The 24,279-nt window shown below is 62.6% G+C and carries 23 protein-coding genes; 13 read left to right on the top strand and 10 right to left on the bottom strand.

Going from position 1 to position 24,279, the window contains the following annotated elements; translation table 11 throughout:
• Positions 1-124 precede the first annotated feature (124 nt).
• Both P3G66_RS01440 and P3G66_RS01435 read left to right on the top strand, forming a co-directional pair.
• On the top strand, positions 125-892 hold the full coding sequence (locus P3G66_RS01440) for a MerR family transcriptional regulator (protein WP_256519931.1): 768 nt from the start codon (positions 125-127) through the stop codon (positions 890-892).
• Positions 893-970: 78 nt separating this feature from the next.
• On the top strand, positions 971-2,527 hold the full coding sequence (locus tag P3G66_RS01435) for an alpha/beta fold hydrolase (protein WP_276116093.1): 1,557 nt from the start codon (positions 971-973) through the stop codon (positions 2,525-2,527).
• Between the two features lie 2 nt (positions 2,528-2,529).
• On the opposite strand, the gene P3G66_RS01430 is transcribed toward P3G66_RS01435, so the two are convergent.
• The 3 genes from P3G66_RS01430 to P3G66_RS01420 form a co-directional block, all read right to left on the bottom strand.
• Positions 2,530-4,050 carry an AMP-binding protein gene (locus tag P3G66_RS01430; protein WP_099697508.1) on the bottom strand — a complete coding sequence of 507 codons (1,521 nt, stop codon included), beginning with the start codon at positions 4,048-4,050 and terminating at the stop codon, positions 2,530-2,532.
• Between the two features lie 73 nt (positions 4,051-4,123).
• Entirely contained in the window at positions 4,124-5,245 is a 1,122-nt protein-coding gene (locus tag P3G66_RS01425) for a DUF5938 domain-containing protein (protein WP_003940189.1), read from the bottom strand.
• A 55-nt stretch (positions 5,246-5,300) separates the two neighbouring features.
• Positions 5,301-6,104: an SDR family oxidoreductase gene (locus tag P3G66_RS01420; RefSeq protein ID WP_007732778.1), complete on the bottom strand. Its 804-nt coding sequence runs from the start codon at positions 6,102-6,104 to the stop codon at positions 5,301-5,303.
• 343 nt (positions 6,105-6,447) lie between these two features.
• On the opposite strand from P3G66_RS01420, the gene P3G66_RS01415 reads away from it, so the two are divergent.
• The gene (locus P3G66_RS01415; RefSeq protein ID WP_042448650.1) at positions 6,448-7,050 is read left to right on the top strand and encodes a TetR/AcrR family transcriptional regulator; all 603 of its coding nucleotides are present in this window, start codon (positions 6,448-6,450) and stop codon (positions 7,048-7,050) included.
• On the opposite strand, the gene P3G66_RS01410 is transcribed toward P3G66_RS01415, so the two are convergent.
• The gene (locus tag P3G66_RS01410; protein WP_003940428.1) at positions 7,051-7,644 is read right to left on the bottom strand and encodes a TetR/AcrR family transcriptional regulator; all 594 of its coding nucleotides are present in this window, start codon (positions 7,642-7,644) and stop codon (positions 7,051-7,053) included. It abuts the gene before it with no gap.
• A 117-nt stretch (positions 7,645-7,761) separates the two neighbouring features.
• Between P3G66_RS01410 and P3G66_RS01405 the strand changes: the two genes are divergently transcribed.
• The 3 genes from P3G66_RS01405 to P3G66_RS01395 all read left to right on the top strand — a co-directional run bounded on the left by P3G66_RS01405 (position 7,762) and on the right by P3G66_RS01395 (position 10,631).
• Entirely contained in the window at positions 7,762-8,523 is a 762-nt protein-coding gene (locus tag P3G66_RS01405) for an enoyl-CoA hydratase-related protein (protein WP_003940058.1), read from the top strand.
• A gap of 241 nt (positions 8,524-8,764) precedes the next feature.
• Positions 8,765-9,280 carry an OsmC family protein gene (locus tag P3G66_RS01400; protein WP_050656844.1) on the top strand — a complete coding sequence of 172 codons (516 nt, stop codon included), beginning with the start codon at positions 8,765-8,767 and terminating at the stop codon, positions 9,278-9,280.
• Between the two features lie 37 nt (positions 9,281-9,317).
• A complete protein-coding gene (locus tag P3G66_RS01395; protein WP_276116092.1) occupies positions 9,318-10,631 on the top strand; it encodes a bifunctional o-acetylhomoserine/o-acetylserine sulfhydrylase in 1,314 nt (437 codons plus the stop codon).
• A 64-nt stretch (positions 10,632-10,695) separates the two neighbouring features.
• Here the strand turns inward: P3G66_RS01395 and bphC are convergent, their stop codons facing one another.
• From bphC to P3G66_RS01375, 4 genes are all read right to left on the bottom strand, one after another.
• Positions 10,696-11,616, bottom strand: coding sequence for a biphenyl-2,3-diol 1,2-dioxygenase (gene bphC / locus P3G66_RS01390; protein ID WP_007732786.1), 921 nt, complete (start codon positions 11,614-11,616; stop codon positions 10,696-10,698).
• Positions 11,617-11,651: 35 nt separating this feature from the next.
• Positions 11,652-12,830: an acyl-CoA dehydrogenase family protein gene (locus P3G66_RS01385; RefSeq protein WP_003940250.1), complete on the bottom strand. Its 1,179-nt coding sequence runs from the start codon at positions 12,828-12,830 to the stop codon at positions 11,652-11,654.
• A 171-nt stretch (positions 12,831-13,001) separates the two neighbouring features.
• Positions 13,002-13,871 carry an alpha/beta fold hydrolase gene (locus tag P3G66_RS01380; RefSeq protein ID WP_019745379.1) on the bottom strand — a complete coding sequence of 290 codons (870 nt, stop codon included), beginning with the start codon at positions 13,869-13,871 and terminating at the stop codon, positions 13,002-13,004.
• A 76-nt stretch (positions 13,872-13,947) separates the two neighbouring features.
• A complete protein-coding gene (locus tag P3G66_RS01375; protein WP_276116091.1) occupies positions 13,948-14,856 on the bottom strand; it encodes an IclR family transcriptional regulator in 909 nt (302 codons plus the stop codon).
• A 138-nt stretch (positions 14,857-14,994) separates the two neighbouring features.
• On the opposite strand from P3G66_RS01375, the gene P3G66_RS01370 reads away from it, so the two are divergent.
• The 3 genes from P3G66_RS01370 (at position 14,995) to P3G66_RS01360 (ending at position 17,771) form a co-directional block, all read left to right on the top strand.
• Entirely contained in the window at positions 14,995-15,870 is an 876-nt protein-coding gene (locus tag P3G66_RS01370; protein ID WP_162114384.1) for a TIGR03619 family F420-dependent LLM class oxidoreductase, read from the top strand.
• Positions 15,871-15,902: 32 nt separating this feature from the next.
• A complete protein-coding gene (locus tag P3G66_RS01365; RefSeq protein ID WP_003939809.1) occupies positions 15,903-16,394 on the top strand; it encodes a nuclear transport factor 2 family protein in 492 nt (163 codons plus the stop codon).
• A 129-nt stretch (positions 16,395-16,523) separates the two neighbouring features.
• Positions 16,524-17,771, top strand: coding sequence for an Nramp family divalent metal transporter (locus P3G66_RS01360; RefSeq protein ID WP_020909201.1), 1,248 nt, complete (start codon positions 16,524-16,526; stop codon positions 17,769-17,771).
• A 56-nt stretch (positions 17,772-17,827) separates the two neighbouring features.
• On the opposite strand, the gene P3G66_RS01355 is transcribed toward P3G66_RS01360, so the two are convergent.
• Positions 17,828-19,423 (bottom strand): acyl-CoA synthetase, encoded by a 1,596-nt coding sequence (locus P3G66_RS01355; protein WP_064687742.1) that lies wholly within the window; start codon positions 19,421-19,423, stop codon positions 17,828-17,830.
• 369 nt (positions 19,424-19,792) lie between these two features.
• Here P3G66_RS01355 and P3G66_RS01350 point away from each other — a divergent pair, with 369 nt between their 5' ends.
• Positions 19,793-20,731, top strand: a complete 939-nt coding sequence (locus tag P3G66_RS01350) for a 3-oxoacyl-ACP reductase (protein WP_007729451.1) — start codon at positions 19,793-19,795, stop codon at positions 20,729-20,731.
• A 26-nt stretch (positions 20,732-20,757) separates the two neighbouring features.
• Complete coding sequence (locus P3G66_RS01345) at positions 20,758-21,501, top strand: SDR family oxidoreductase (RefSeq protein WP_007729453.1); 744 nt, start codon at positions 20,758-20,760, stop codon at positions 21,499-21,501.
• 21 nt (positions 21,502-21,522) lie between these two features.
• Here the strand turns inward: P3G66_RS01345 and P3G66_RS01340 are convergent, their stop codons facing one another.
• Complete coding sequence (locus P3G66_RS01340; protein ID WP_172403435.1) at positions 21,523-22,428, bottom strand: amidohydrolase family protein; 906 nt, start codon at positions 22,426-22,428, stop codon at positions 21,523-21,525.
• 125 nt (positions 22,429-22,553) lie between these two features.
• On the opposite strand from P3G66_RS01340, the gene P3G66_RS01335 reads away from it, so the two are divergent.
• Entirely contained in the window at positions 22,554-23,081 is a 528-nt protein-coding gene (locus tag P3G66_RS01335) for a nuclear transport factor 2 family protein (RefSeq protein WP_003939692.1), read from the top strand.
• A gap of 4 nt (positions 23,082-23,085) precedes the next feature.
• Positions 23,086-24,219 (top strand): 12-oxophytodienoate reductase, encoded by a 1,134-nt coding sequence (locus tag P3G66_RS01330; protein ID WP_050654615.1) that lies wholly within the window; start codon positions 23,086-23,088, stop codon positions 24,217-24,219.
• The last annotated feature ends 60 nt before the right edge of the window (positions 24,220-24,279 follow it).

Below are 24,279 nucleotides of genomic sequence, written 5' to 3'. Positions count from 1 at the left end.
AGTCCGCCTCCTTAAAGTGTCAACGGTCACGTTCTCCGGCGCGAATCTTGACCCTGACGCCGCGTCAAGGTTGGAGAATGGTTTTCACAGACGGAATCCGATTCGATCACGGGAGGGCAGGGCGATGATGACCATCGGCGAGCTGGCCAAATTGGCCGGCACCACCGTCAGATCCGTGCGCTACTACCACTCGAACGGCCTTCTCGAAGAACCACAACGCCAACCCAACGGCTACCGCACGTACCGGGCGGTGGACCTGGCACGACTGAGTCGCATCCGCCGCCTGCGCGATCTGGGGATTCCTGTTGCCAAGATCGCCGAACTACTCGACGGCGACGCTCACGACACTCGGTCTGCACTCGATGCCCTCGACAAGGAATTGGCGACGAAGGCCGAACAGATCGCTGTTCAGCGTGCGCACATCGAGTCGCTACGCCGCAATGCCGATCCTGAACTACCCGACGCGTTTTCGGAAGTGCTCGCACAGTACGTCGTTGCCGGTGCGCCGACAGCGTGGATCGACAACGAGCGTGAACTTCTGATCCTCGCACTCACGGTCTCCGGGGGCGATCCCGAGGTCTGCGATTCACTCCTGTCCGCCCATCGCCGGGTATTGGCCGAGCCGAACCGCGAGCAGGCCATCGAATTGATAACTCGCATGTATGCCCTCGCCGACGCACCGGCTGACGCGGACACGATTGCGGCCCTTGCCATTCAGTTCTGCGACTTCACCGAGAGCGTGCTACCCGAACAGGCTGCACCGGAGGACGCTTCCCCCACCCGGTTGGTAGCGGTGCTGCGCGAACACCAAGCGGATCGACGAACCGTCACCCAGGAAAGATTCGCGAAGGCTGTGGCCGCGGAGTTCGCCGCCCGTCAACCCCGCCTCTGAAAAACCCTGATTAACCCCCACCTTCGAAGTGGGGTGACCAACACTGCCCGAAAATGGGCTCAACGCAAGGACACGACAATGACTGGATTCACCATGCCCAGATCACGCATGCCTCGACCACGAAGGTGGCTGGCTACCACAATCGCCGCTGCCGCGCTCGCCGTACCTGCATTGGCGGCGTGCTCGGATCCTGCTACTCCGCAGGATGATCCACAATCGAATCTCAGCGCGTTCTACGAACAGGATCTCGAGTGGGGGCCATGCGCCACAGATACCGGAACGTCGACCGCAAGTGAATGCGCCATGGTCACAGTACCTTTGGACTATTCCGTCCCTGACGGCAAAACGATCGAAGTGGCGATCTCGCGGGTCGCGTCCACCGACCCCGCACAGCGACGCGGGATCCTGCTCACCAACCCTGGTGGCCCGGGTGGCCGAGGACTGGGATTGCCCGAGATTCTGAATGCGGGCATGACACCGGAAGTCGCAGCGGCATACGACGTCATCGGCATGGACACCCGAGGACTCGGCAAGAGCACACCGATCGACTGCGGCGTCGAACAGATGACATGGATGCGTTCGCCTGGCACCACGGACGAGGGATGGAACGAAAGTGTTGCGCTCGCACGCGAGGCCGCTGACACATGCTGGGACAAGTACCCGGACTATCTGCCACACATCAATACTCAAAACATCGCCCGCGACCTCGACGTGATTCGTGGCGCCCTCGACCAGGAGAAGGCGTCGTACTTCGGGTGGTCGTACGGCACATACCTCGGTGCAACCTATGCTCAAATGTTCCCGGACAGGATCGACCGTGTAGTTCTCGACAGTGCACCGGATCCGAAGAAATACGGATACGAGATGTTCCAGGACATGGGCCCGGCCAACGAGAAAGCGATCGACGGATTCTCGCAGTGGGCAGCAGAACACAACTCCACCTATGCACTCGGATCGACGCCCGCCGAAGTTCGCGCCCTCATCGAGAAGCTGATCTCGGACGCGGCCACCACTCCGATACAGATCGGTGATCATGCCGTCGACGATCACGTCCTTCCATTCCTGATGTACGTCAACGGAACCGGCGACACCGAAAAGGAAAGCGAGGCATTCGCACAGGTATTGGTTCAGTTGCGCGATCTCGCCGCAGGCAAGACCGTCGAGAACATCCATCCCCAGCTGACGGGATTGATGCAGGCATGGTTCCAGACCGAACTGGGAACCGGTCCTGACTATGCCGGGACAATCGCCATCGTCTGCGGAGACGTATCGATGCCGAGCGATCCCCAGTGGTACCGCAACAAGTTGGAGGAGCACCGTGATGATCAGCCGATCTTTGCCGGCACACACAACACGATCATGCCGTGCGCGTTCTGGCGCAGTGAGGCCCCTACGCGGATCGACATCGACAACAACGTTCCGGCATTGCAGATCCAGGCAACCGGTGACACCCGCACGACGTACGACGAAGGCCTCGGCATGCATGAAGCGATGAAAGGCTCACGGCTCGTGACAGTTCCAGGCCGCACTCATGCGGTGTTCCCGGGCTACGCGAATACTTGCGCGAACGCCGCCGTCAACTCGTACCTGCTCGACGGCTCACTACCGGCCGAAGACGTGGTGTGCGAGTCGTGACCTCAGCCCGTCAGCTCGCTCTTGATCTCGTTCTTGAGAACTTTGCCGACCTTGGAGCGAGGTAGATCGTCCCAGACGATGACTTGCTTCGGAGTCTTCACACTTCCGATGCGAGCCTTCACGAAAGCCATCACCTCGGCGCCGTCGATGTCGGCGCCGAGGTGCGGTTGCACCACTGCCACAACGCGTTCGCCCCACTTGTCATCCGGCAACCCGATCACTCCGCAGTCCTGAATCCCCGGATACGCCATGAGTGCCTGCTCCACCTCGACCGAATAGACGTTGAAACCGCCGGTGATGATCATGTCCTTCGCACGGTCGACGATGAACAGGAAATTGTCGTCGTCCAGGTACCCGATATCGCCGGTGTGATGCCAGCCGTGGGCTGACGCTTCCGCGGTTGCGTCGGGGTTCTTGTAATAACCCGCCATCACCAACGAACTGCGAATCACCACCTCACCACGCTCGCCACGTCCGAGCAGCGCGCCTTTGTCATCCATGATCCCGACGGTCACCAGCGGCGACGGTCGACCCGCCGACGAAAGTCGTGACGTTGCGACAGTGCCGTCCGAGCCGAAGTGCTCCTTCGGTGACATCGTCGAGATCATCATGGGGGCTTCACTCTGCCCGAACAGCTGAGCCATGACCGGGCCGATCTTGTCGATCGCCTCCGCGAGTCTGGTCGGGGAGATCGGCGCCGCTCCGTACCAGAAGCATTGCAGCGAGCTGAGATCCGTGGCAGACAGGGCCTCGTGCTCGAGCAGCATGTAGATGAGCGTCGGCGGCAGGAAGGTGTGAGTCACCTTGTGCTTCTGAACGTTCGCGAGGAAGTACCCGAGATCGGGCTTCGGCATGATCACCACTTCGCCGCCGAGGGCCATGATCGGGAAGCACAGAACACCGGCGGCGTGAGTCAACGGTGCCAGCGCCAGATACACCGGGCGCCCCTCGAACGGATAACTCATCAAAGTGATTGCGGTCATCGTCTCGATGTTGTGCCCGGTCAACATCACTCCCTTTGGCCGTCCAGTTGTACCACCGGTGCCGACCAGCATGGTGACGTCGTCGGGCGCCGCGGCGTCGAGTTCTTCTTCCCCGAGCCAGATTTCGAGGGACTGTGCCGAGTCCCATTCGCCGTCGATGCAGACGAGCGTCACCAACTGGGGAAGCGCATCCTTGATCTGGTCGACTAGCGGCGCATAGGACTTCTGGAAGAACAGAGCGCGACAATCGAACAAATCCAACAGGTCTCGGTTTTCCGCAGCTTCGTTGCGAGGGTTGATCGGGCACCAGACGCCGCCGGCCCGGCTTATTCCGAATACGCACGAGAACGAGATCGGATCATTGCCGGACAGAATCGCGACCTTTTCGCCCGGCGCGATGCCCGAAGCCGCGAGCGAAGCTGCGAAGCGTCGGCTGAACTGTTGCACCTCGCCGTAGGAGAGAGTGCGCTCCCCCATCGTCAAACACGGTGCGGTGGAACCAAGAGAGGCTCCCTTGTCGAGATAGTCGGTCAAACGCATGGGGAGCCTCCAGGGCGGGGCTCCCGGCGCGCTACACGCCGGGAGCCGTGAACATGATGACGAGGGCGACGAGTTAGGCGTTGATGGTTACTTCCGGCTCCAGAGCCAGCCCGAAACTACGTAGCGCGCCGAGCAGTTCGCGATGGCCGAACGCCTGGCAAGCCGAGGCAAGCCCGGTCCGCTTCGGCGCCTGCTGGAGCAGAGAATGCGCTGCATAGGCGTGCAGGAGGCCCGTCTGCTTGTAGTTACAGTTTCCGTGGATCACGACGTGCGAGCGACCCAGCGGGCCCGACGCGTAGACGGAGTCGAGTGAGGTGTTGATGCGCGGATTCTCACGAGGGGGCATACCGGCCTGAACCGATCCGGCGATCTCGGCCAAGGCGGCTTCCTGCTCGTCGGCGGGCAGGGTCTTGATCTGCTCCTCCACGATCTTCTGCGTCGCGACAACGCCTTCCATCACGGTGCGGTCGAACACTCCGCCCGCAGCCTTGACGTTGGAAACTCGCGGATCGTTCTTGAACCACACCGGGTGGCATGTTCCGCCCCACGGCAATGCAAGCGCAGTTTCGTGCTGGCCCGGAACGACGACGTCGAAAGTCTGGCCGGGCGCCCACTGCACGTACTTGTTCTGCTCGAGGTAGTACCAGTTCGCCTTGAGGATGGTGAAGATCGTCTGAGTGGACGCGTAGGTGGGAAATCCCTTCCACAGCACGAGGATGTCGAGCGTATCGAGCCCCGGCGTTTCCAGTGCGATATTGGCCGCGATCTCACCGGTGGTGTACATCTGCGCGATACCGGGAGAGAGGAGCAGGCCCTTCTCCTGATACTTGTCGCTGAACTTCTCCTGGACGTCGAGTACCCAGTCCTGCTCACCGGTGGTATCCATGTAGTGGCAACCGGCATTCAGCGCGGCCTCGACGACGGTCCCGCCAAGCTTGATGAACGGCCCGACCATGTTGCTGACAACCTGTGCACCGGTGAACAGTTCGGTGAGCGCCTCGACGGTGTGCTCGACCTCGACGACCTCGTGATCGACGGTGTCCAATCCGGGGATCTTGTCGAGGACCTCTTGGATGCGAGCGGCGTCGCGGCCGGCTGCGATGAACGGGATGTTGAACTCGCGCAGGTATTCACACACCAGACGGCCGGTGTACCCGGAGACGCCGTAGACGATGACGGGCTTCTTTTCGGACATGTTCGTGGAACCTTTCGAAGACGTGAGAAGGGTGTACGTACGAATGAAGGGCGAGCTACATGCCCATGCCACCGTCGACGGGGAGGCCGATACCGGTGATGAATCGCGCGGCGTCGGAGGACAAGAACACAACGGCGTCAGCCATGTCGTTCACTTCACCGAGGCGGCCGAGCGGGGTGAGGCCGATGACGTCTCCGACTGCTGCTTCGGCGCTGGGCCAGAGACCGAGCTTCTCCATGTCCGCCGCGAGTCCGAGACCCATCTCCGTGGCGACAAGACCCGGGTAGATGCAGTTGACGCGGACTCCGTAGCCGAGCTTGCCCGACTCGGCGGCGGCAACTCTGGTGAAGCGATCGACCGCGGACTTGGTCGCGGAGTATCCACTGATCCCGGGAAACGGAATGGTTGCGGCCACTGAAGAGATGTTGATGACGGAACCGCCGGTTCCGGCTACGCCACCCGGACGCATGCTGCGCAGTCCGTGTTTGGTTCCGAGCGCTGTTCCGAGGATGTTGACCTCACACATACGGCGGATGTCATTCGGATCGAGGTCGACCACCAGCGAGGAAATCTCGATGCCTGCGTTGTTGACGAGGATGTCGAAGCCGCCGAGAGTCTCCGCGGTGGCGGCGACTGCCTCTTCCCAGTTGGCGTCGTCGGTGACGTCCAGCTTTACGAAGCCGGTTTTGACTCCGCCCGAACCAACAGCCTCTGCGGTGGCACGACCCTCGTCTTCGAGAACGTCGCCGATCATCACTGACGCCCCCGCCTTCGCCAACGCCTCAGCCATTCCGGCTCCGAGCCCCTTGGCACCACCTGTGACCAGTGCTTTTCGTCCCTCGAGATCAAACACGCTCATTTTCGACTGCCTCCATGACTGAAACGACTCTCGCGATGCCACCGTTCACAGCGACGCTGCCAAGTGGTGTGAGTCACAGAGTATTCAACTTTGGACGAGTGTCAAGAGAAATCTTGACGACTGTCAAGATTTTGTTACACGCTCGTCAAAGACCAGGGGTTACACTGATTCGGACGCGGTGATCGTGCCGCTGTGGAAACCGCAGGGAACAGGACGTGCCATCGTGACCACGACAGTCGAGAAGCCTAGTGAGGCAGGGAAAAAGGCTGCACCTAGCTCCCCGGACCAGCAGTCTGACTCCGCGAAGCGGTCCGACTCCGCCAAGCGGTCCAACGCAGACAAGGTGTCGCGTCGCCAGGTCGACAAATTCTCCGAGCGACGTGATCAACTCGCCGAGGCCGCACTGCAAACCCTGGCCGAATTGGGCTACGCACGCACGAGCCTGCGCGAAATCGCCCAGAATTCGGAGTTCTCCCACGGCGTCCTGCACTACTACTTCAGCGACAAGGTCGATCTCATCACCCACTGCGTGCGCCACTACAAGGCACGCTGCGTCACCCGCTACGACGGCATCGTCGCCACCGCGAAGACACCGGAGGAACTGAAAACCGGTTTCGGCGCACTGCTCGCCGAGACCATGATCGAAGAACCCACGATGCACCGCCTCTGGTACGACCTGCGCGCGCAGTCGATGTTCGAGGAGTCGTTCCGAGCCGACGTCGCCGCGATCGACGAGAGTCTCGAAAACATGATCTGGCGCATTGTTTCTCGCTACGCCGAACTTCTCGACGTAGAGGCATCGGTCACCTCGGCGGCGATGTACGCAATCTTCGACGGCCTGTTCCAGCAGAGCCTGCTGCGCCATCTGTCCGGCGATCAGACTGCCGCAAACTATCTTTCGGAGAGCGTCCAGCAGATGCTGCCTCTGGTAGTGCCCACTCCCTGATCAGCGAGCAGCGATGCCTTCCGCGACGTACCTGGCTCCGCGATCGAATTCTCCGACCACGTCGTAATCGGCGTCTTGCCGCCAGAAGCGGACCAACGCTCCGTACGTACCACCGATCATCTGTGCGAGAAAGAGCGGCGGGTAGTCCGATCTCACTTCGCCGGCTTCGATACCGGCAGTGACGATCCGCAGAAGTTCCACGTGGAACCGATGATCGTGGGCCGCCCCCGCTCCGGAGGAGGCGAAGTCGCGCTCGAGTTCTGCAGTCACCATGCGCAGATAGCGCGGATGCATGATCGCTTGCTGCGCAAAATCCTGAAAAATCCGGGAGATCCGATCAGAAGTCGGCATCGGCGATTCCATGAGCTGATCCACCAGTGCCGCAAGCTGATCGAGATGATCACTGTGCAACGCCTCGAGAACCGAGTCCTTGCCCTGGAAGTAATTGAAGAAGGTGGCTCGCGACACCTCGGCTCGCTCGGCGATGTCGTCGACGGTCGTGCTGGCGAAACCCTGCGCCGAGAACAGAATTCGAGCAGCCGAGAGCAACCTGTCGTTGGTGTCGCGCTTGTTCTGTTCTCGTTTGGAAATCACGTCGACCTGCCCTTCTCCGCCTCAGAACACAGTCTTCGCCACAGTCCGGAATGTGTCCAATGTCCGTCCCGTCAGGTGACGCACCTCCGCCTCCGATAAGTGGACTACAGTCCAATTATGTCGACTGTTTCCACCGAACGCCATGACCGCGTTCTCATCGTCAGGATCGAACGCGAAGAACGCCGTAACGCGATCAACCGTGAGACTGCCGAGGGAATCGAAGCCGCGCTGAATCTTCTCGACGACGACCCTGATCTGTGGGTCGGCATCATCACCGGAACCCCCAACATCTTTTGCGCCGGAACCGATATCCGAGAGCGGGCCGACCTTCGCATGCCTCGCGGCGGTGAGTACGGCGTCATTCGGCGCCGGCGGAACAAGCCCCTGATCGCTGCAGTCGAGGGCTACGCGCTTGGTGGCGGTTTCGAAATCGCACTGGCCTGCGATCTGATCGTCGCCTCCGCCACAGCGCAATTCGGCCTTCCCGAAACCAAACGCGGTCTGGTTGCGACGTCCGGCGCACTCTTTCGGGCTCCTCGCGCGCTTCCGATCAACGTCGCCCGTGAACTCTTGATCACCGGCCGCACACTCGATCCCGAACGGGCAAAGGACCTCGGCGTCGTCAATGCAGTCACTGCCCCTGGTAAGGCACTCGACGAGGCACTGGTGATGGCAGCGGAGATCTGCGAGTCCTCCCCCACCTCCGTGAGTCTGAGTCTGAAGGCCATCGAGGCTCTCTACGCCGACGCCGACGCCGACGGATGGAAGGTCACCGACGACGCCAAGGACGCAGTGTTGCGCTCTCCGGACATCGCCGAAGGACTCGACGCTTTCGCCACTCGTCGGACACCCCGATGGAGCGGACTGCCGCCCGCATGACAGACCACAATCCGAGACAGATTTCCTATACGTCTGGTCGGAAAGGGTATGAACCGGTTACAGTCTCTCCTGTGACGGGAATCGGCGCATACGAGACGGGCACGCTGCTGACGCGGCGGCGCCATGTCGACTTTGCGCATGTCTGTACATCCGGGTGTCCGATCTACTGATCGGACCTACGACGTGAGCGCCGCTCACGTCGATACTCGTATGTACACCCAGATCAGGGGACATTTCTGTCATGACCACCGCCTCCATCTCACACCTGAGTTCCGTCGTAGCAGCCAACGCCGACGCCATCGACAAAGACGCGAGCAAAGCACACGTCGTATTCAAGGCTTCCGCCCAGGCGCACGACGCCGTTGCCAGCACCATTTCTCTCGGTAAGTACAGCGTCGAGGTCGACGAGCCACCGGCCCTCGGCGGCGAGAACACCGCAGCCAATCCTGTCGAGTACTACCTCGCTTCCCTGCTCTCCTGCCAGGTGGTCACCTACCGCGTCTGGGCGGACAAACTCGGTATCGCTCTCGACGACATCTCGGCCAGGGCCGAAGGTGACCTCGACGTTCGTGGATTCTTCGGCTTCGACGACGCCGTCCGTCCGGGATTCTCCGAGGTCCGCGTGGTCGTCACCCTGACCGGCCCCGAACCCCGCGAGCGCTACCTGGAACTGCAGGAAACGGTCGACGCCCACTGCCCCGTACTCGATCTCACCCGCAATCCCGTCCCAGTGCATACAGTCGTCGAAACCGCCTGACCCGCACCAACCCACCTTCACCACGGAGTATGAATTCATGAGCGAGAACACCCCCGTCGATACCGATCCGACCGCCGATTGGTCGTTCGAAACCAAGCAGGTCCACGCCGGACAGGGCCCGGACAGCGCTACCAACGCTCGGGCGCTTCCGATCTACCAGACCACCAGCTACGTCTTCGACAACACCGACCATGCGGCGGCGCTCTTCGGCCTCGCCGAGCCGGGCAACATCTACACCCGCATCATGAACCCGACGCAGGACGCCGTCGAGCAGCGCATCGCCGCCCTCGAAGGCGGAGTCGCGGCTCTGCTGGTTGCGTCCGGTCAGGCCGCCGAATCCTTCGCGATCCTCAACCTCGCCGAGGCCGGGGACCACATCGTCTCAAGCCCTCGCCTGTACGGCGGCACGTACAACCTCTTCCACTACACGCTGCCCAAGCTCGGTATCACCGTCGACTTCGTCGAGGACCCGGACAACCTCGATCACTGGCGTGAGGCAATCCTTCCGAACACCAAGGCGTTCTACGGCGAAACCATCTCCAACCCCAAGAACGACGTGTTCGACATCCCCGGCATCAGCGCAGTCGCCCACGAGCACGGCATCCCGCTGATCGTGGACAACACGGTCGCAACTCCGTACCTCATTCAGCCGCTGAAGCACGGCGCCGACATCGTCGTCCACTCCGCCACCAAATACCTTGGCGGACACGGTACCGCGATCGCCGGCGTCATCGTCGACGGTGGCACCTTCGACTGGACCCAGGGACGCCACACCAACTTCACCACTCCGGATCCCAGCTACCACGGCGTCACCTTCGCCGATCTCGGCGCACCCGCCTACGCCCTCAAGGCACGCGTTCAGCTTCTGCGCGACCTCGGCTCGGCCATCGCACCGTTCAACGCCTTCCTCATCTCGCAGGGCATCGAGACCTTGAGCCTGCGCATCGAGCGCCACGTGTCCAACGCACAGAAGGTTGCCGAGTTCCTCGACGGCCGCGCCGAGGTCACCTCGGTCGCCTACGCCGGATTGCCCTCCTCGCCGTGGCACGAGCGCGGAAAGCAGCTGGCGCCCAAGGGCACCGGCGCAATCGTCGCCTTCGAGCTCGCCGGTGGTGTCGACGCGGGCAAGAAGTTCGTCAACGCCCTGACACTGCACAGCCACGTCGCGAACATCGGTGACGTTCGCTCACTCGTCATCCACCCCGCGTCGACGACGCACTCGCAGCTCACTCCCGAAGAGCAGCTCGCTTCGGGCGTCACCCCGGGGCTCGTCCGCCTTGCGGTCGGCATCGAAGGGATCGACGACATTCTCGCCGACCTCGAAACCGGTTTGGCCGCAGCAGCTTCCTGATCTATTGCACGAAAAAGCTCGGCCCCGATATGCATTGGGACCGAGCTTTTTCGTTGCGTAAGAGCTAGCTCTTGGGAGTGAACGCGGCCAGCGGTTCACTGTCGGACCAGTCATGGCCCCAGTAGCTGTCCGCCGTGATTTCCTCAGCGGTGTAGAAGGCTTCGTCGACAAGCATGCCTTCGCAACCGAACTCCAGATCCCAGCCACCGGGTGCGCGCACGTAGAACGACACCATCTTGTCGTTCGTGTGGCGACCCAACGTCGAGGAGATCGAGAAGCCGAGCTTGGCAACACGATCGAGAGCCTGACCGACGGCGTCGAGAGTCTCGGCTTCCATCATCAGGTGCACGAGACCGGGCTCGTCAACCGGCGGCGCCGGGCACAACGCCAGGCTGTGGTGGCGCTGGTTGACACCCATGAAGCGAACGCGGCGAGCCGGCGGCGGCGCATCGATGCCGCCGAGACGGATGGAACCGCGCGGGAGGAATCCGAGCACCTCGGTGTAGAAGGTGTATGCCTCGTCGAAACGCGTAACCGGAAGCACCACATGGCCGAGGCCCTGATCGCCGGTGACGAAACGGCCGCCATGCGGGGTGACCAACGGGCTGTGGTCGAGTACCGGTCCGAAGAAGACCTCGACTCGGTTGCCGTTGGGATCGTCGAATGCGATGACCTGCTCGGCATCGCGGTAGCTGGCGTCGACCTCGGAAAGAACCTCGACCTCGACTCCGGCCTTCTCCACTGCTTCACGAACACGCTGGAGCGCGAACTGATCTCGCACTTCCCAGCCCACTGCGAGAGCCTTGTCCGTCTCACCGGGCAGGACGATCAGTCGCGCACGACGCTCGTCCAGGCGCAAGTAGAGGCCGTCGGCTTCCGGGCCACTACCGACCGCGAGGCCGAGTCCGTCGACCACGAGCTCGCGCCAGCGAGCCACGTCCTGCGTTTGGATCCTGAGATACCCCAGGCCCCGAATTTCAGTCATGCCTAACCGTCCTTGCTTCGAAAGTATTTGTGGGACTAGATCATCGAGCGGTGGATACCCTGCGGTTCGCCGCCGAGCTGCGAGAGCGTCGACGCATGGAAAATGGAGCCAGGCACATGAATCGCATGCGCGAGACCGGCATGAGCGTCACGCCAGAACCGCTGCATCGGCGTGTTCAACTGCAAAGCCCCACCACCGGAACGAGCAAAGATCTCGTCCACCGCCCGCACCGCCCGCCACGCCGCAGCAGTCTGCGTACGCCGACCGATCGCACGAAGCTCGAACGAAACTTCCTGCCCCTTCTCCGTCATGTCCCAGAAACGATCCACCGTCTCCAAGATCGCAGCCCGAGAAGCAGCGATCTCGGCCGCCGCCTCACCGATCGCGAACAGCACGTACGGATCTTCCTTGATCGGAACACCACTGACCGTCACACGCTCACGCTGCGCAGCCATGTTGCACGCCAACGCACCTTCGGCGATACCGATCAACGACGAGGTGATCCCCAACGGGAAAATGCACGAGAACGGGAACTTGTACAACGTCTCCGTACGACCCGCTTCCTTCCACGCCGTCCCGTCGTACACCTTTCCGGCGTCGATCGTGCGGTAGGTGGGCAGGAACGCGTCCTTGACGATCAGATCCTTCGACCCGGTTCCGCGCAGGCCCACGACATTCCAGCTGTCCTGGTCGATGTCGTAATCGGAGCGCGGCAGCAGTACGTGCAGGTGCTTCGGCGGCATCAACGGCTTGCCGGACTCGTCACCGACCATCGCGCCGATCATGATCCAGTCACAGTGATCGGTGCCGGACGAGAACGACCAACGACCGTTGAGGATGTACCCACCCTCGACCGGCCTCGCCACGCCCATCGGCGCATACGGTGACGCCATCCACGTATCGGGATCGGTTCCCCACACCTCTTCCTGAGCCTTGCGGTCGAAGAACGCAAGCTCCCACGGATGAACACCGACGATGCCGCTGACCCAGCCCGTGGCACCGTCCATCGCGCCGATAGCCATTGCCGTCTCGGCGAATTCACGCGGATGCGCCTCGAGGCCTCCGAACTCCTTCGGCTGGAACATCCGGATGACGCCGGAGTCGCGCAAGCGCTTCGCGCTGCCGTCCGTCAAGCGCATCAGCTTGTCGCCCTCGACCCCGTCGGCGCGGATCTCGTCGGCGAACTGTGAGATGTTGTCCAGAACCTGACCCATGATTTTTCCGGCTTTCTGGTTTCGCTACCCGGCGAGTGCCTGGGCAGAATGAAAATCTGTTGGTGAAACGGTGGCAGGTAGCCCACCGAAGTGCAGAAACGCTTCCCGGTGAGTGGGAGCACCCCTGTGCGCCTTTTTGGTAGTGGGGGCTACCAGAAAGGCGCACGGGCCTTATTTGCCTTCTGGACGCGTCAGAAATGCCAGAACGGACGCGACCCAGGCGTCGCGAGCTTCGATCATCGTCCAGTGTCCGCAGTTGGGGAAGATATGAACTTCGCCGTTGGGGATGTCGCGCATCGGCAGAATCGCCATGTCCACGGGGCTGACGCGGTCGTCGCGTCCCCAGGTCAACAGCGTCGGCGCCTTGATCTTGTTCAGCTGCGCCCAGTACGGCACGGCGGTCGACGCAGCGGCAGCCGCGCCCATGGCGGCCATGGCCTTGCTGCTGTACATACGACGGGCGATCTCGAGCGTCGTCGGCTCGGTGGCCAGGGCCCAACGCTCTTCGATGAGCTGCTCGGTGACGACGGCACGGTCGAAGACCATCGAATGCAACCAGCGGACCAGGGCTTCGCGGGTGGGGTTGTCGGTGAACTCCATGAGAAGTTTGATGCCTTCACCGGGCCCCGGCGAGAAGGTGTTCTTTCCCATGCCGCCGATGGTGACGAGCTTGCTCACCCGGTGCGGCTCGTCGATCGCGACCTTGGTGGCGACGATGCCGCCCATGGAGTTACCGATCATGTGGACCGGGCCGAGGCCGAGGCCGTCGAGGAACATCCCGACCGACGCCTGCGCCATCATCATCGGATGGTCGGGGCCGGGATCGCTGACGCCGAATCCGGGAAACTCGAGAACGTAGCAGTGGAAGTGCTCCGCGAAGTCCGCGAGAACGCCGCGGTAGTTACGCCAACCGGTGACGCCGGGGCCCGATCCGTGCAGCAGCAGGAGCGGCGGGCCGTCGCCGGCTTCGTGGTACCGGAGCACACCGAGATCGGTCTGCAGTTCCTTCAGAGTTCCCTCGTAGCTCAGTTCAGTCGTCATGGTCCGAACGGTGCCATCAGTACCGCTGAGCTGCTATGACTCGTCCCGATCAGCGAGACAAGTCGATCAAAATACGTCAGATCCAGTGGTCGGACGACGCTGCCAGCAGGCGATCCATCGTCTCCGCCGAGAACGTATTGGTCGGAACGGGAGGCGTTTTGCGGCCGCGGCGAGGAGCACCCAGTTCGGGGTACAGCGTCCGTGAGACCTCGCGAGCCGCGTCGACGACCAGCGGAGCAACTCGCTCGAGCTGAGCGGTCCGCATGTCACCACACAACGCGATGCTGCCGACGGGACCCTCGTGTCCGCGAATTGCCGAAGCCACACAAGCGACTCCACGCGCCGACTCCCCGCGTTCGAAGGCCAGTCCCCGACGCTGACGGATGCGGTTCAGTTCCTGGTGGAGCACAGCGACGTCGGTGATCGTGTTCTCGGTACAGCGGGGAAGAGAAGGCCCGAACAGAGCGTCGACGCGCTCGGGGTCGATCCACGCCAGCATCGCCTTGCCACCAGCCGTCGAATGAGCGAGCACTCTGCCGCCGACGCGGGACGGGAGCGCCGCGGCGAATCGTCCGCCGACCTTGTCGAGATAGACGCTCTCGCGTCCGTCGAGCACCGATAGGTGAACGACCATGCCGGTCTGCAGGTGCAGTTCGTGCAGAAGCGGTGCAGCGGCTTCGCGGATCTGGCTGTGGCCGCCGTCGCCACCACCGAGGCCGAGCGCGCGACGCCCGAGGCAGTAGCCGAACGATGCGTGATCGACCCAGTCCAGCTTGACCAGCTGATCGAGAATGCGGTGGACCGTGGAGCGCGGCAACTGAGTACGGCACGCGACCTCTTCCAGCGTCAGCCGCGCGGCGCGGCCGTCGAAGGCGTCGAGAATCATTGTCATCCGCTCGACCATCGACGGCGGCAGATCCTTCTTGGGTTGCCCACCGGCAGTCTGGACGGTGGACAGTGTGTCGTTCATGTCAACAATGGTCATGGACGCCTCCCGAAAACTGGAATTGATTCTACCGACTATAACCCAGGTCACAGTTTCTGGAAAGTGAATCGATCTTTTCGATCCCGATCAGCGGTAATTCACCTGCCGCTGGGCGAGTGGGGACGCTATAAACGCCCGATGCACCTGGGAATCGTCACGCCGGTCCTGATTCAGCACCCGAGCACGCGCTCGGAGTGGGAGGCAAGTGCTGACATCGGCGAGATCGCCACAGTGGCCGCCACGGCGGATCGACTCGGTTTCCATCATCTGACCTGCAGTGAACACGTGGCGGTCCCCGAGGAGATTGCCGCCGAGCGCGGCGGAACCTACTGGGATCCGCTCGCCACCCTTGGTTTTCTCGCCGCGCGTACATCACGAATCCTGCTGGCGACCCAGGTGCTGGTGTTGGGCTACCACCACCCCCTCGAGATCGCCAAGCGTTACGGAACGCTTGATCGCGTCAGCAATGGACGCCTGATACTCGGCCTCGGGGTGGGGACTCTGAAACAAGAATTCGATATCATAAATGCTCCATTTGCCGACCGAGGAGCGCGCGCTGACGATGCCTTGGCCGCACTTCGGGCATCACTGTCGACGCCGACTCCGGAGTATCACGGCGAGTTCTACGACTACTCCGGATTTGTCGTCGAACCCCACGCCGTCCAGAAACGGGTGCCGCTGTGGATCGGCGGCCGGACCAAGAGATCGCTGCGCCGGGCCACCACACACGGCGACGGGTGGGTGCCGTTCGGGCTGCGATTCTCCGAACTGAAGGAAATGCTCGATGCCACGACGCTCCCCGACGGATTCGACGTGGTGCTTCCCGCCGGTGCGCCGCTCGATCCTCTCGGCAATCGCGAATCCACCCTTCGCGCCTTGACTCGCGTCCGTGACGCCGGGGCGACCATCGCCAGCTGCTCGGTCGGCGCTCGAAGCGTCGAGCACTACTGCGAACAACTCGAAGAACTTCACCGAATCGCCCTCGCCGAGGGCTTTTCTTTCACCACTTCCTGATTCCCCGACAATTCAATGCAAAGGACGTACCGATGACCGACTCGACCGCCCTGATCGAATCCCTGCTCGCCCGAGTGGAATTGCTCGAGGACAAGCTCGCGATCACCGAACTGCTGACCACATACAGCCCTGCCGTCGACAGCGGATCAGCCGACGAGGTCGCGAACCTGTGGCTCGAGGACGGCGTCTACGACGTCGATACAGGTGCGATGCACGGCCGCGGCGAACTGCGCGCGATGGTTCACAGCGCCTCACACCAGAACTGGATCATGAACGGCGCGGCCCACATGATGACACCCGCCCACATCCGCATCGACGGCAACAAGGCCGTCGCGACCTGCCATTCGCAGTTGGTCATCAAAGATCCCGAGAACCCGACGGGATTCAAGGTCCTCCGCATCACCGCAAACCGTTGGGAACTGATCAAGACGGACGGCGAGTGGAAGGTCGAACTGCGTACCAACGCCCTCCTCGACGGCCGACCCGAGGCTCGCGCTCTCCTGGCTGCCGGCGTGACGGCCTAACCGGCCTGTGCGCGGTTAGGGACCCTCTGCGGTCGGTAACCGCGCACAGCTGTTGAAAGTTCGGCTCCCCGAACTCTATAGTTCACTTATTCGAACCAACAGGTCCGAGTATGTGTGACCAGGAGACCGATGAGCACCAGTACGCAAGAGCCGACGACTCCGCGCCGACGACCCACGGGGAGATCCATCGCCCTGCTCGGTCCGGCGTTCGTCGCGGCAATCGCGTACGTCGATCCGGGCAACGTCGCCGCCAACCTCACCGCCGGCGCCAAGTACGGCTACCTCCTCATCTGGGTACTCGTACTCGCCAACGCGATGGCCGTCCTCGTGCAGTATCTGTCCGCGAAACTCGGTCTCGTCTCCGGCAGATCCCTGCCCGAAATGCTGGGTCAGCGCCTGCGTAAGAACAACCGCCGCGCGTTCTGGCTCCAGGCCGAGATGATGGCGATCGCGACCGACGTCGCCGAAGTCATCGGCGGCGCCATCGCACTCAACCTGCTCTTCAACATCCCGCTCTTCCTCGGCGGACTGATCACCGGATGCGTGTCGATGGTCATCCTGACGATCCAAAGTCGGCGCGGACAGCGCACTTTCGAGTTCGTGGTCATGGGATTGCTGGCCATCATCACCATCGGCTTCCTGACCGGGCTCGCCTTCACCGACGTCTCCGGCAGCGAGGCCGTCGCCGGACTGGTCCCCCGCTTCGAAGGAACCGAGACCGTACTGCTCGCCGCCAGCATGCTCGGAGCAACGGTCATGCCGCACGCGATCTACCTTCACTCCGCATTGGCACGTGATCGCCACGGCCACATCAAACCCGGCCCACGGTTGCAGCGATTACTCAAAGTCACCCGTTGGGATGTCGTTGTCGCGTTGATCATCGCCGGTGGCGTGAACATCGGCATGCTGCTGCTGGCCGCTTCGGCGCTGCGCGGAGTACCCGGCACCGACACCATCGACGGTGCGCATGCCGCGATCGAGAATTCGCTCGGCCCGGGCGTAGCCGTGGTGTTCGCGATCGGCCTCCTCGCCTCCGGACTCGCGTCGACCTCCGTGGGATGCGCGGCCGGCGCCGAGATCATGCATGGTCTTCTGGCCATTCGGATTCCGGTGATCACACGCCGGATCGTCACGCTCATCCCGGCACTGATCGTGCTCGGACTCGGCGTCGACCCGACGCTGGCGCTCGTGCTCAGCCAAGTGGTCTTGAGCCTGTGCATCCCCTTCGCGATCATCCCGCTGGTGCGAATGACCTCGGACCCCGAACTCATGGGCGACGCGCGCAATGCCCCGCTCACGACCGTCGCGGCGTGGATTGCGGCGGGCTTGATCGTTGCACTCAACGTCGCTCTGCTGGTTCTGACGGTGACAGGCTAGAGCACCGGAGCCACCCAACGCGTCCCTCACAAACGCGCTGGACGGCTCCGGCCGGACTAGGAGACTTGCTCGGCGAGAGTGGCCTTGGCCCAGCGATAGTCGGCCTTTCCGCTGGGAGAACGCCTGATCGACGGAACATTCATGACGGTGCGCGGCACTTTGTACCGAGCGACCTGCGACGCGCAATGCTCACCGATCTCGGCAGCGTCCGGGACGTCGAAGCCTTCGCGGGTCGTGATGACCGCAGCGACGCGCTCACCGAACTTTGCATCCGGAATTCCCGCGACCAAAGCGTCGAGCACCGCCGGGTGACTCTTGAGCGCCTGCTCGACCTCTTCCGGATACACCTTCTCCCCGCCGGTGTTGATGCACTGAGAACCACGCCCCAGCAGGACGATCGAGCCGTCGGCTTCCACGCGTCCGACGTCGCCGAGCACCGACATCCGCACCCCGTCGATCACCGGGAACGTAGCCGCGGTCTTGACCGGATCATTGAAGTAGCCGACCGGCACGTGACCACTGCGAGCGATGTAACCGGTCTCGGGCGATCCCGGCTCCAGCGGCCGCATCCTTTCGTCCACGACGCGGGTCTCGTCGCGAGCGGCGATGCGCATCAGGCCGTCTTGACCGATCTCCAGATTGCCGTCGACGCCCGACTCCGAGGAGCCGAATCCGTCGCGGATCACCAGGTTCGGAAGCATCGACTTGAGCTGCTCCCGCAGTGAGAGCGAGAACAAGGCTCCGCCGGACGAGACCATTCCGACCGTGCTGAGGTCGTAATCTGCTGCGTTTGCTGCCAATTCGTCTGCGAGCGGACGTGCCATCGCGTCTCCGACGACGGTGATGGAGACGGCCTTCTCACTTCCGGCGAGCTGGAGCGTCGTCTTCGCGTCGAACCGCGCCATGAGAATTGCGTTGGCGCCCATGAAGAATCCGGTGAACAGCGAGTACGACGCCGCACCGTGCATCAGGGGTGCGGTACTGAGCATGTTCATCGCGGGGACGTTCGGCACCGCGGCGAACAGAGCCTCAGCGGTCGTGTGCGGCGGACCGAACGGATTTCCGCCGGTGAGCGCCGCGAAGTAGAAGTCTTCATGACGCCACATGACGCCCTTGGGCATCCCTGTCGTGCCGCCGGTGTAGATGACGAAGAGGTCGTCGTTGCTGCGGGGCGCGAAGTCACGAGTGGCGGCCTGCTCCGCGGCAGCGTCGGCAAATCGAACGACGTCGACGCCTTCGATATCGCGGACGGCTGACTCGCCGACGACAACGACGTGCTTGATGCCGGGCGCGGCCGGGAGAACCGTCTCCACGACGGAAACGAACTCCTCGTCCACGATCAGTGCCACCGACTGCGAATCGTTGTACAGATAGGTCAGTTCGGCGTCGACGTAGCGATAGTTGACGTTGATCGGGACCGCACGAATCTTGAGGCAGCCGAGCAAACTCTCGACGAACTCGATGCTGTTGCGCATGTGCAGAGCAACGTGATCGCCGGGCCCGACACCGACGCTCGCCAGGTGGCGGGCGATGCGATTCGAGCCCTCGTCCAGCTCGACGTAGGTGCGACGACGACCATCGCACACGAGCGCCGTGCGGTCCGGAATCAGATCCGAGATGCCCTCGTACAGATCTGCCAAATTCAGTGACACTGCTGGTGCCTTCCTTGATGTCCGGCCCGGTGAATTCGGGGCCGACCGTACTGCGTTTTCGGTGGGAACTATCCGACCCTGGAGCCGACGAATGCGGCCGAGAACTGAGCGGATCGGTGGTGACGCAAACGCGTACGCGGTGGGATCGCCGCGTCGCCCCAAGGTGGCATGCAGCGCTCGTGACCCAGATCACCGCTCCCGCTGAGTGAGACTCCTCCTCAGTCGGCCAAACTTCTGTTCAAAACTAGAACTAATTCTGATTTCGCTCGAATGATTTTTTCGGAACGACTACCGAACTCTCGACTTCAAATTAGAATGAATACTAATTTTGCTATACCTACCCGCCAGACCGGATCGAAGGAGCACGACATGACGCAATCACTGAGCTTGGAAGGCAAAGTTGCCGCCGTCACCGGCGCCGGCGCCGGCCTGGGTCGCGCCGAAGCACTCGGACTCGCGGCTGCCGGTGCAGCCGTCATCGTCAACGACATGGGTGCAGCGGCCAACGACGTGGTCGACGAGATCAAGGCCGCAGGTGGACAGGCACTCGCCATCACCGGCGACGTCTCCGACTGGTCACTCGGCGGGCGCATCATCGAAGAGGCCGTCAAGAACTTCGGATCATTCGACATCCTCGTCAACAATGCAGGCATCCTGCGCGACAAGATGATCTTCAACCTGACCGAATCCGATTGGGACGACGTCATCCGCGTGCACCTCAAGGGCCACGCGGCCACCTCGCACGCAGCCGCAGTCCACTGGCGCGCAGCCAGCAAGGCAGCCGACGCACCGGTCTACGGCCGCATCATCAACACCTCTTCCGAGGCTTTCCTCTTCGGCAGCGCCGGACAGCCCAACTACTCGGCAGCCAAGGCCGGCATCACCGCTCTGACGCTCTCGAGCGCTGCAGGTCTCTCCCGTTATGGCGTCCGCACGAACGCGATCTGCCCTCGTGCGCGCACCGCCATGACGGCAGAAGCCTTCGGCGAGAACAACACCGGCGTCGTCGGCCTCGATCCGCTTGCACCCGAGCGCGTCGCGACCCTGGTCAGCTACCTCGCATCCCCCGATTCCGACGAGATCAACGGACAGGTCTTCGTCGTCTACGGCAAGATGGTGGCGTTGATGGAAGCACCCAAGGTCGAGAATCGTTTCGACGCAGCCGGATCCGCGTTCACCGTCGAAGAGCTCGGTGGCCAGCTCTCGTCTTACTTCTCCGGCCGTGGGCCGTACGAGACCTACGCCGCCTACAGCATCGCCGGCCTCGAAAAGATCGCACTTGCAGTCGACGAGACCGCAACAGTTTGAGCAGCACTTACGAAGAGGAGCGTTTCATGAGGTTGAACGGCAAGGTAGCGATCGTCACCGGCGGCGCCGGTGGAATCGGTCGCGCTGTCACCCGAGTCTTCGCCCGTGAAGGCGCGAAGGTCCTGTTCGTCGACATCAACGACGAGCAGGGCCAGGCCCTCGAACAAGAACTGGCCGGCTCCGGCAAGTTCCTGAACGTCGACCTTGCTGCCGCCGGTTCGGCCGAGCAGATCCGTGACGCCGCGCTCGAGGCTTTCGGCAAGCTCGACATCCTGGTGAACAACGCTCATGCGTCCCGTCAGGCTCCGTTGCTCGAAACCACGCAGGACATGTTCGACCTGTCCTTCAACACCGGTTTCTACCCCGTTGTCCACCTCATGCAGGCGTGCCACGACGAACTCGCGAAGACCAAGGGTTCGGTCGTCAACTTCGCATCGGGTTCAGGTTTGGACGGAATGCCCACCCAGACGTCCTACGCTGCGGCCAAGGAAGCTGTGCGAGGCCTGACGCGCGTCGTCGCCAACGAGTGGGCGCCGGAAGGCATTCGGGTCAACGTGGTCTGCCCGTTCGCCGCCACCGAAGGCGTCGTCAAGTGGCAGGAAGCCTTCCCTGAGCGCGCAGCCGCATCGGTTGCCAAGGTGCCCCTCGGACGCATCGGTGATCCCGAAACCGACATCGCTCCCGTCGTGGTGTTCCTGGCGAGCGAGGATTCCAAGTACATGACCGGACAGACGTTGATGGCCGACGGCGGCAGCATCAAATTGCGATGAGCGAAATACTTCTCGGTGGGCTCAGCTCACCGAGAAGAGCTTGGCAGCGTTGTCGTGCACGACGGCTCGCAGCCATTCGTCTCCGAGATCGAAGCGCGTAACCGCTTGCAAGGCTGTGAGATACGGGTACGGAATGTTCGGGAAGTCGCTACCGAACAGAATCCGGTCCTGCATGTCGACGAGCCGTGATACGTCCGCCTTCGGGAAGGCACACTGCTCTTCCGTGAAGTCGGTGAACGCCATGGTCGTATCCAGGCGGACATTGCCGTAAGCCTCTGCCAGATCGAGGAATTCGCTGTACTCGGGCATCCCCATGTGGGCGACGATCAACGACAGGCGCGGGTACCGTGCGAGCAGCGAAGCAATGCGATCAGGTCCCGTGTACTCCCCCGGCGCCGGTCCCGATCCACAATGGATCACGATGGGCGTCTCGGAGTCCTCGAGCTGACCCCAGACCTTGTCGAGCAGAGGGTCGTTCGGGTCGTAGTTTCCGACCTGGATGTGGGACTTGAAGATTCGCGCGCCCGAATCCAGGGCCTTGCCGACGTACGACGCCGCCGACTCCTCGGGATAGAACGTGGCCGTGTGCAGGCAATCGGGCGTTTGCGCGGCAAATTCGACGGCCCACTGATTGAGCCACTCAGCCATCGCGTGCTTGTGCGGGTAGATCATCGACGTGAAAGCCCGGACACCGAACTCGCGGAGACGGTGTACCCGCTCCTCCTCGGCAAGTCGGTAGGCGATGGGCCAAGGACGACCGATCATCGGTCCCGCCGAATCGAAGTAGCCCCACACCTTGTCCATGACGCTCTTCGGCATGAAATGGGTATGGACGTCGATCACGCCAGGAACACCCAACTCGCGCCAAAAAGCCCGAACCTCGGCGATCTCCTCCGGTCCGGTCGATGGGACCTCTTCGGTACACACGTCTGACACCCCTTTCGTTCGCTCGACCATACCGAGTGCCGTCGCGCTCACCGGGACAGGTCGTTGACGGCCCGCCCGGAGCACCCGAATGTGAACCCATCTTGCCGATCACCGTTGGAGGTTGAATGTCTCAGGCCGAGTCCGAAGTGGGGTCGATCAGTGCCGTCGAGGAACTGCTCGCAATCGAGGAAATCAAGCGTGTGTTCGCCGCGCGCCTACGCTGCATGGACACCAAGCAGTGGCACGTCTACCCAACCCTGCACACCGCAGACGTCGTCAGCGAGACGTGGGGCGGACTCCCGACAGACAAGCAACCCAAGACCGGCGACACCTCGAACCAGGTAGTGGGCATCGACAAACTCACCGCGGCAATTCGGAACATGCTCGACGGCGACATCCCCCTCACCACGGCGCACCACGCACACACTCCCGAAATCGTGCTGACCTCGCCCACCACCGCAACCGGCATCTGGGCGATGGAGGACATGCTGTGGTGGAACGACGGCGAGAAAGAACTGCACCTACACGGCTACGGCCACTACCACGAGAAATACCGCAAAGAAGACGGCAAGTGGCTGATCAGCTACCGAACCCTCACCCGGCTCCGTGTCGACCAGGACCCCGGATTCTTCCGATTCATGAAAGCGCTGTGACGAAGTGACCAACCCGCTGTTCCAACCGCTCCGCATCCGTTCGCTCGAACTGTCCAACCGCATAGTCATGTCGCCGATGACGCGCACGTACTCCATCGAGGGCGTGCCTGGCCGGGACGTCGCCGAGTACTACCGCCGACGAGCTGAGGGCGGCACCGGACTGATCGTCACCGAAGGCGTCGCGATCGATCACGAGACTGCTGTCGACCACGCCAACGTCCCCAACCTCCACACTCCCGCTGCTCAGGCCGGATGGCGGAAGGTAGTCGACGACGTGCACGCTGCGGGCGGCAAGATCGTGCCTCAGCTCTGGCACGTCGGACCTTTGTGGGGCGCGATGACGCAGATGGACCCCTCACTCAAGCCGATGCGCCCCTCAGGCGAGTGGGGCCCGCTCGGCGTCACCTCGTACTCCGCTGCCTACGTCGAACGCGCACAGGCCAGCACCGAAGCGATGACCGAGCAGGACATCCAGGACGTCATCGACGCGTACGTCCGTAGCGCGAAGCACGCCGTCGAACTCGGCTTCGACGGCATCGCGATCCACGGCGGTCACGGCTACCTCCTCGATTCCTTCTTCTGGGAGGGCACCAACCAGCGCGACGACGCGTGGGGAGGCGACCTGGAGCGTCGTACCAGGTTCCCGGCCGCCGTCGTCGCCGCGATCCGCGCGGCCATCGGACCGGATCTGCCGATCATCTACCGTTTCTCACAGCACAAGCAGCAAGATTTCACCGCGAAGATCGCCGAAACCCCCGAAGAGTTGGGCGTCATCCTGGGCGCGCTGGTCGACGCCGGAGTCGACGTTCTCGACGCCAGCATCAGGCGTTTCGACGTGCCGGCCTTCGAAGGCAGCGATCTCTCGTTGGCGGGTTGGGCGAAGAAGCTGACCGGCGCCGTCACGATGGCCGTCGGCAGCGTCGGTATCGGAAAGTCGCTGCGGGACAGCCGCATCGAAGGCGTCGCACCTGTAGTCGACAACATCCCACAGCTCGAGGAGCGCATCGGCAGCGGAGAGTTCGATCTGATCGCGATCGGCCGTCTCCATCTCGCCGATCCTGCATTGGCAACTACCCTGCGCGCCGGTGGCCCGCTACCGGCGTTCGATCGAGCGGTGCATGAGGGCAGCTTGATCTAGGGGCTCCGCCCCTGTGCGCCTTTCCGGTAGTTCGCACTACCAAAAAGGCGCACAGGGCCG

Source organism: Rhodococcus sp. C3V (assembly GCF_029269915.1).
Taxonomy (GTDB): domain Bacteria; phylum Actinomycetota; class Actinomycetes; order Mycobacteriales; family Mycobacteriaceae; genus Rhodococcus_F; species Rhodococcus_F qingshengii.
This window is presented reverse-complemented; position numbering and strand designations above follow the sequence as displayed.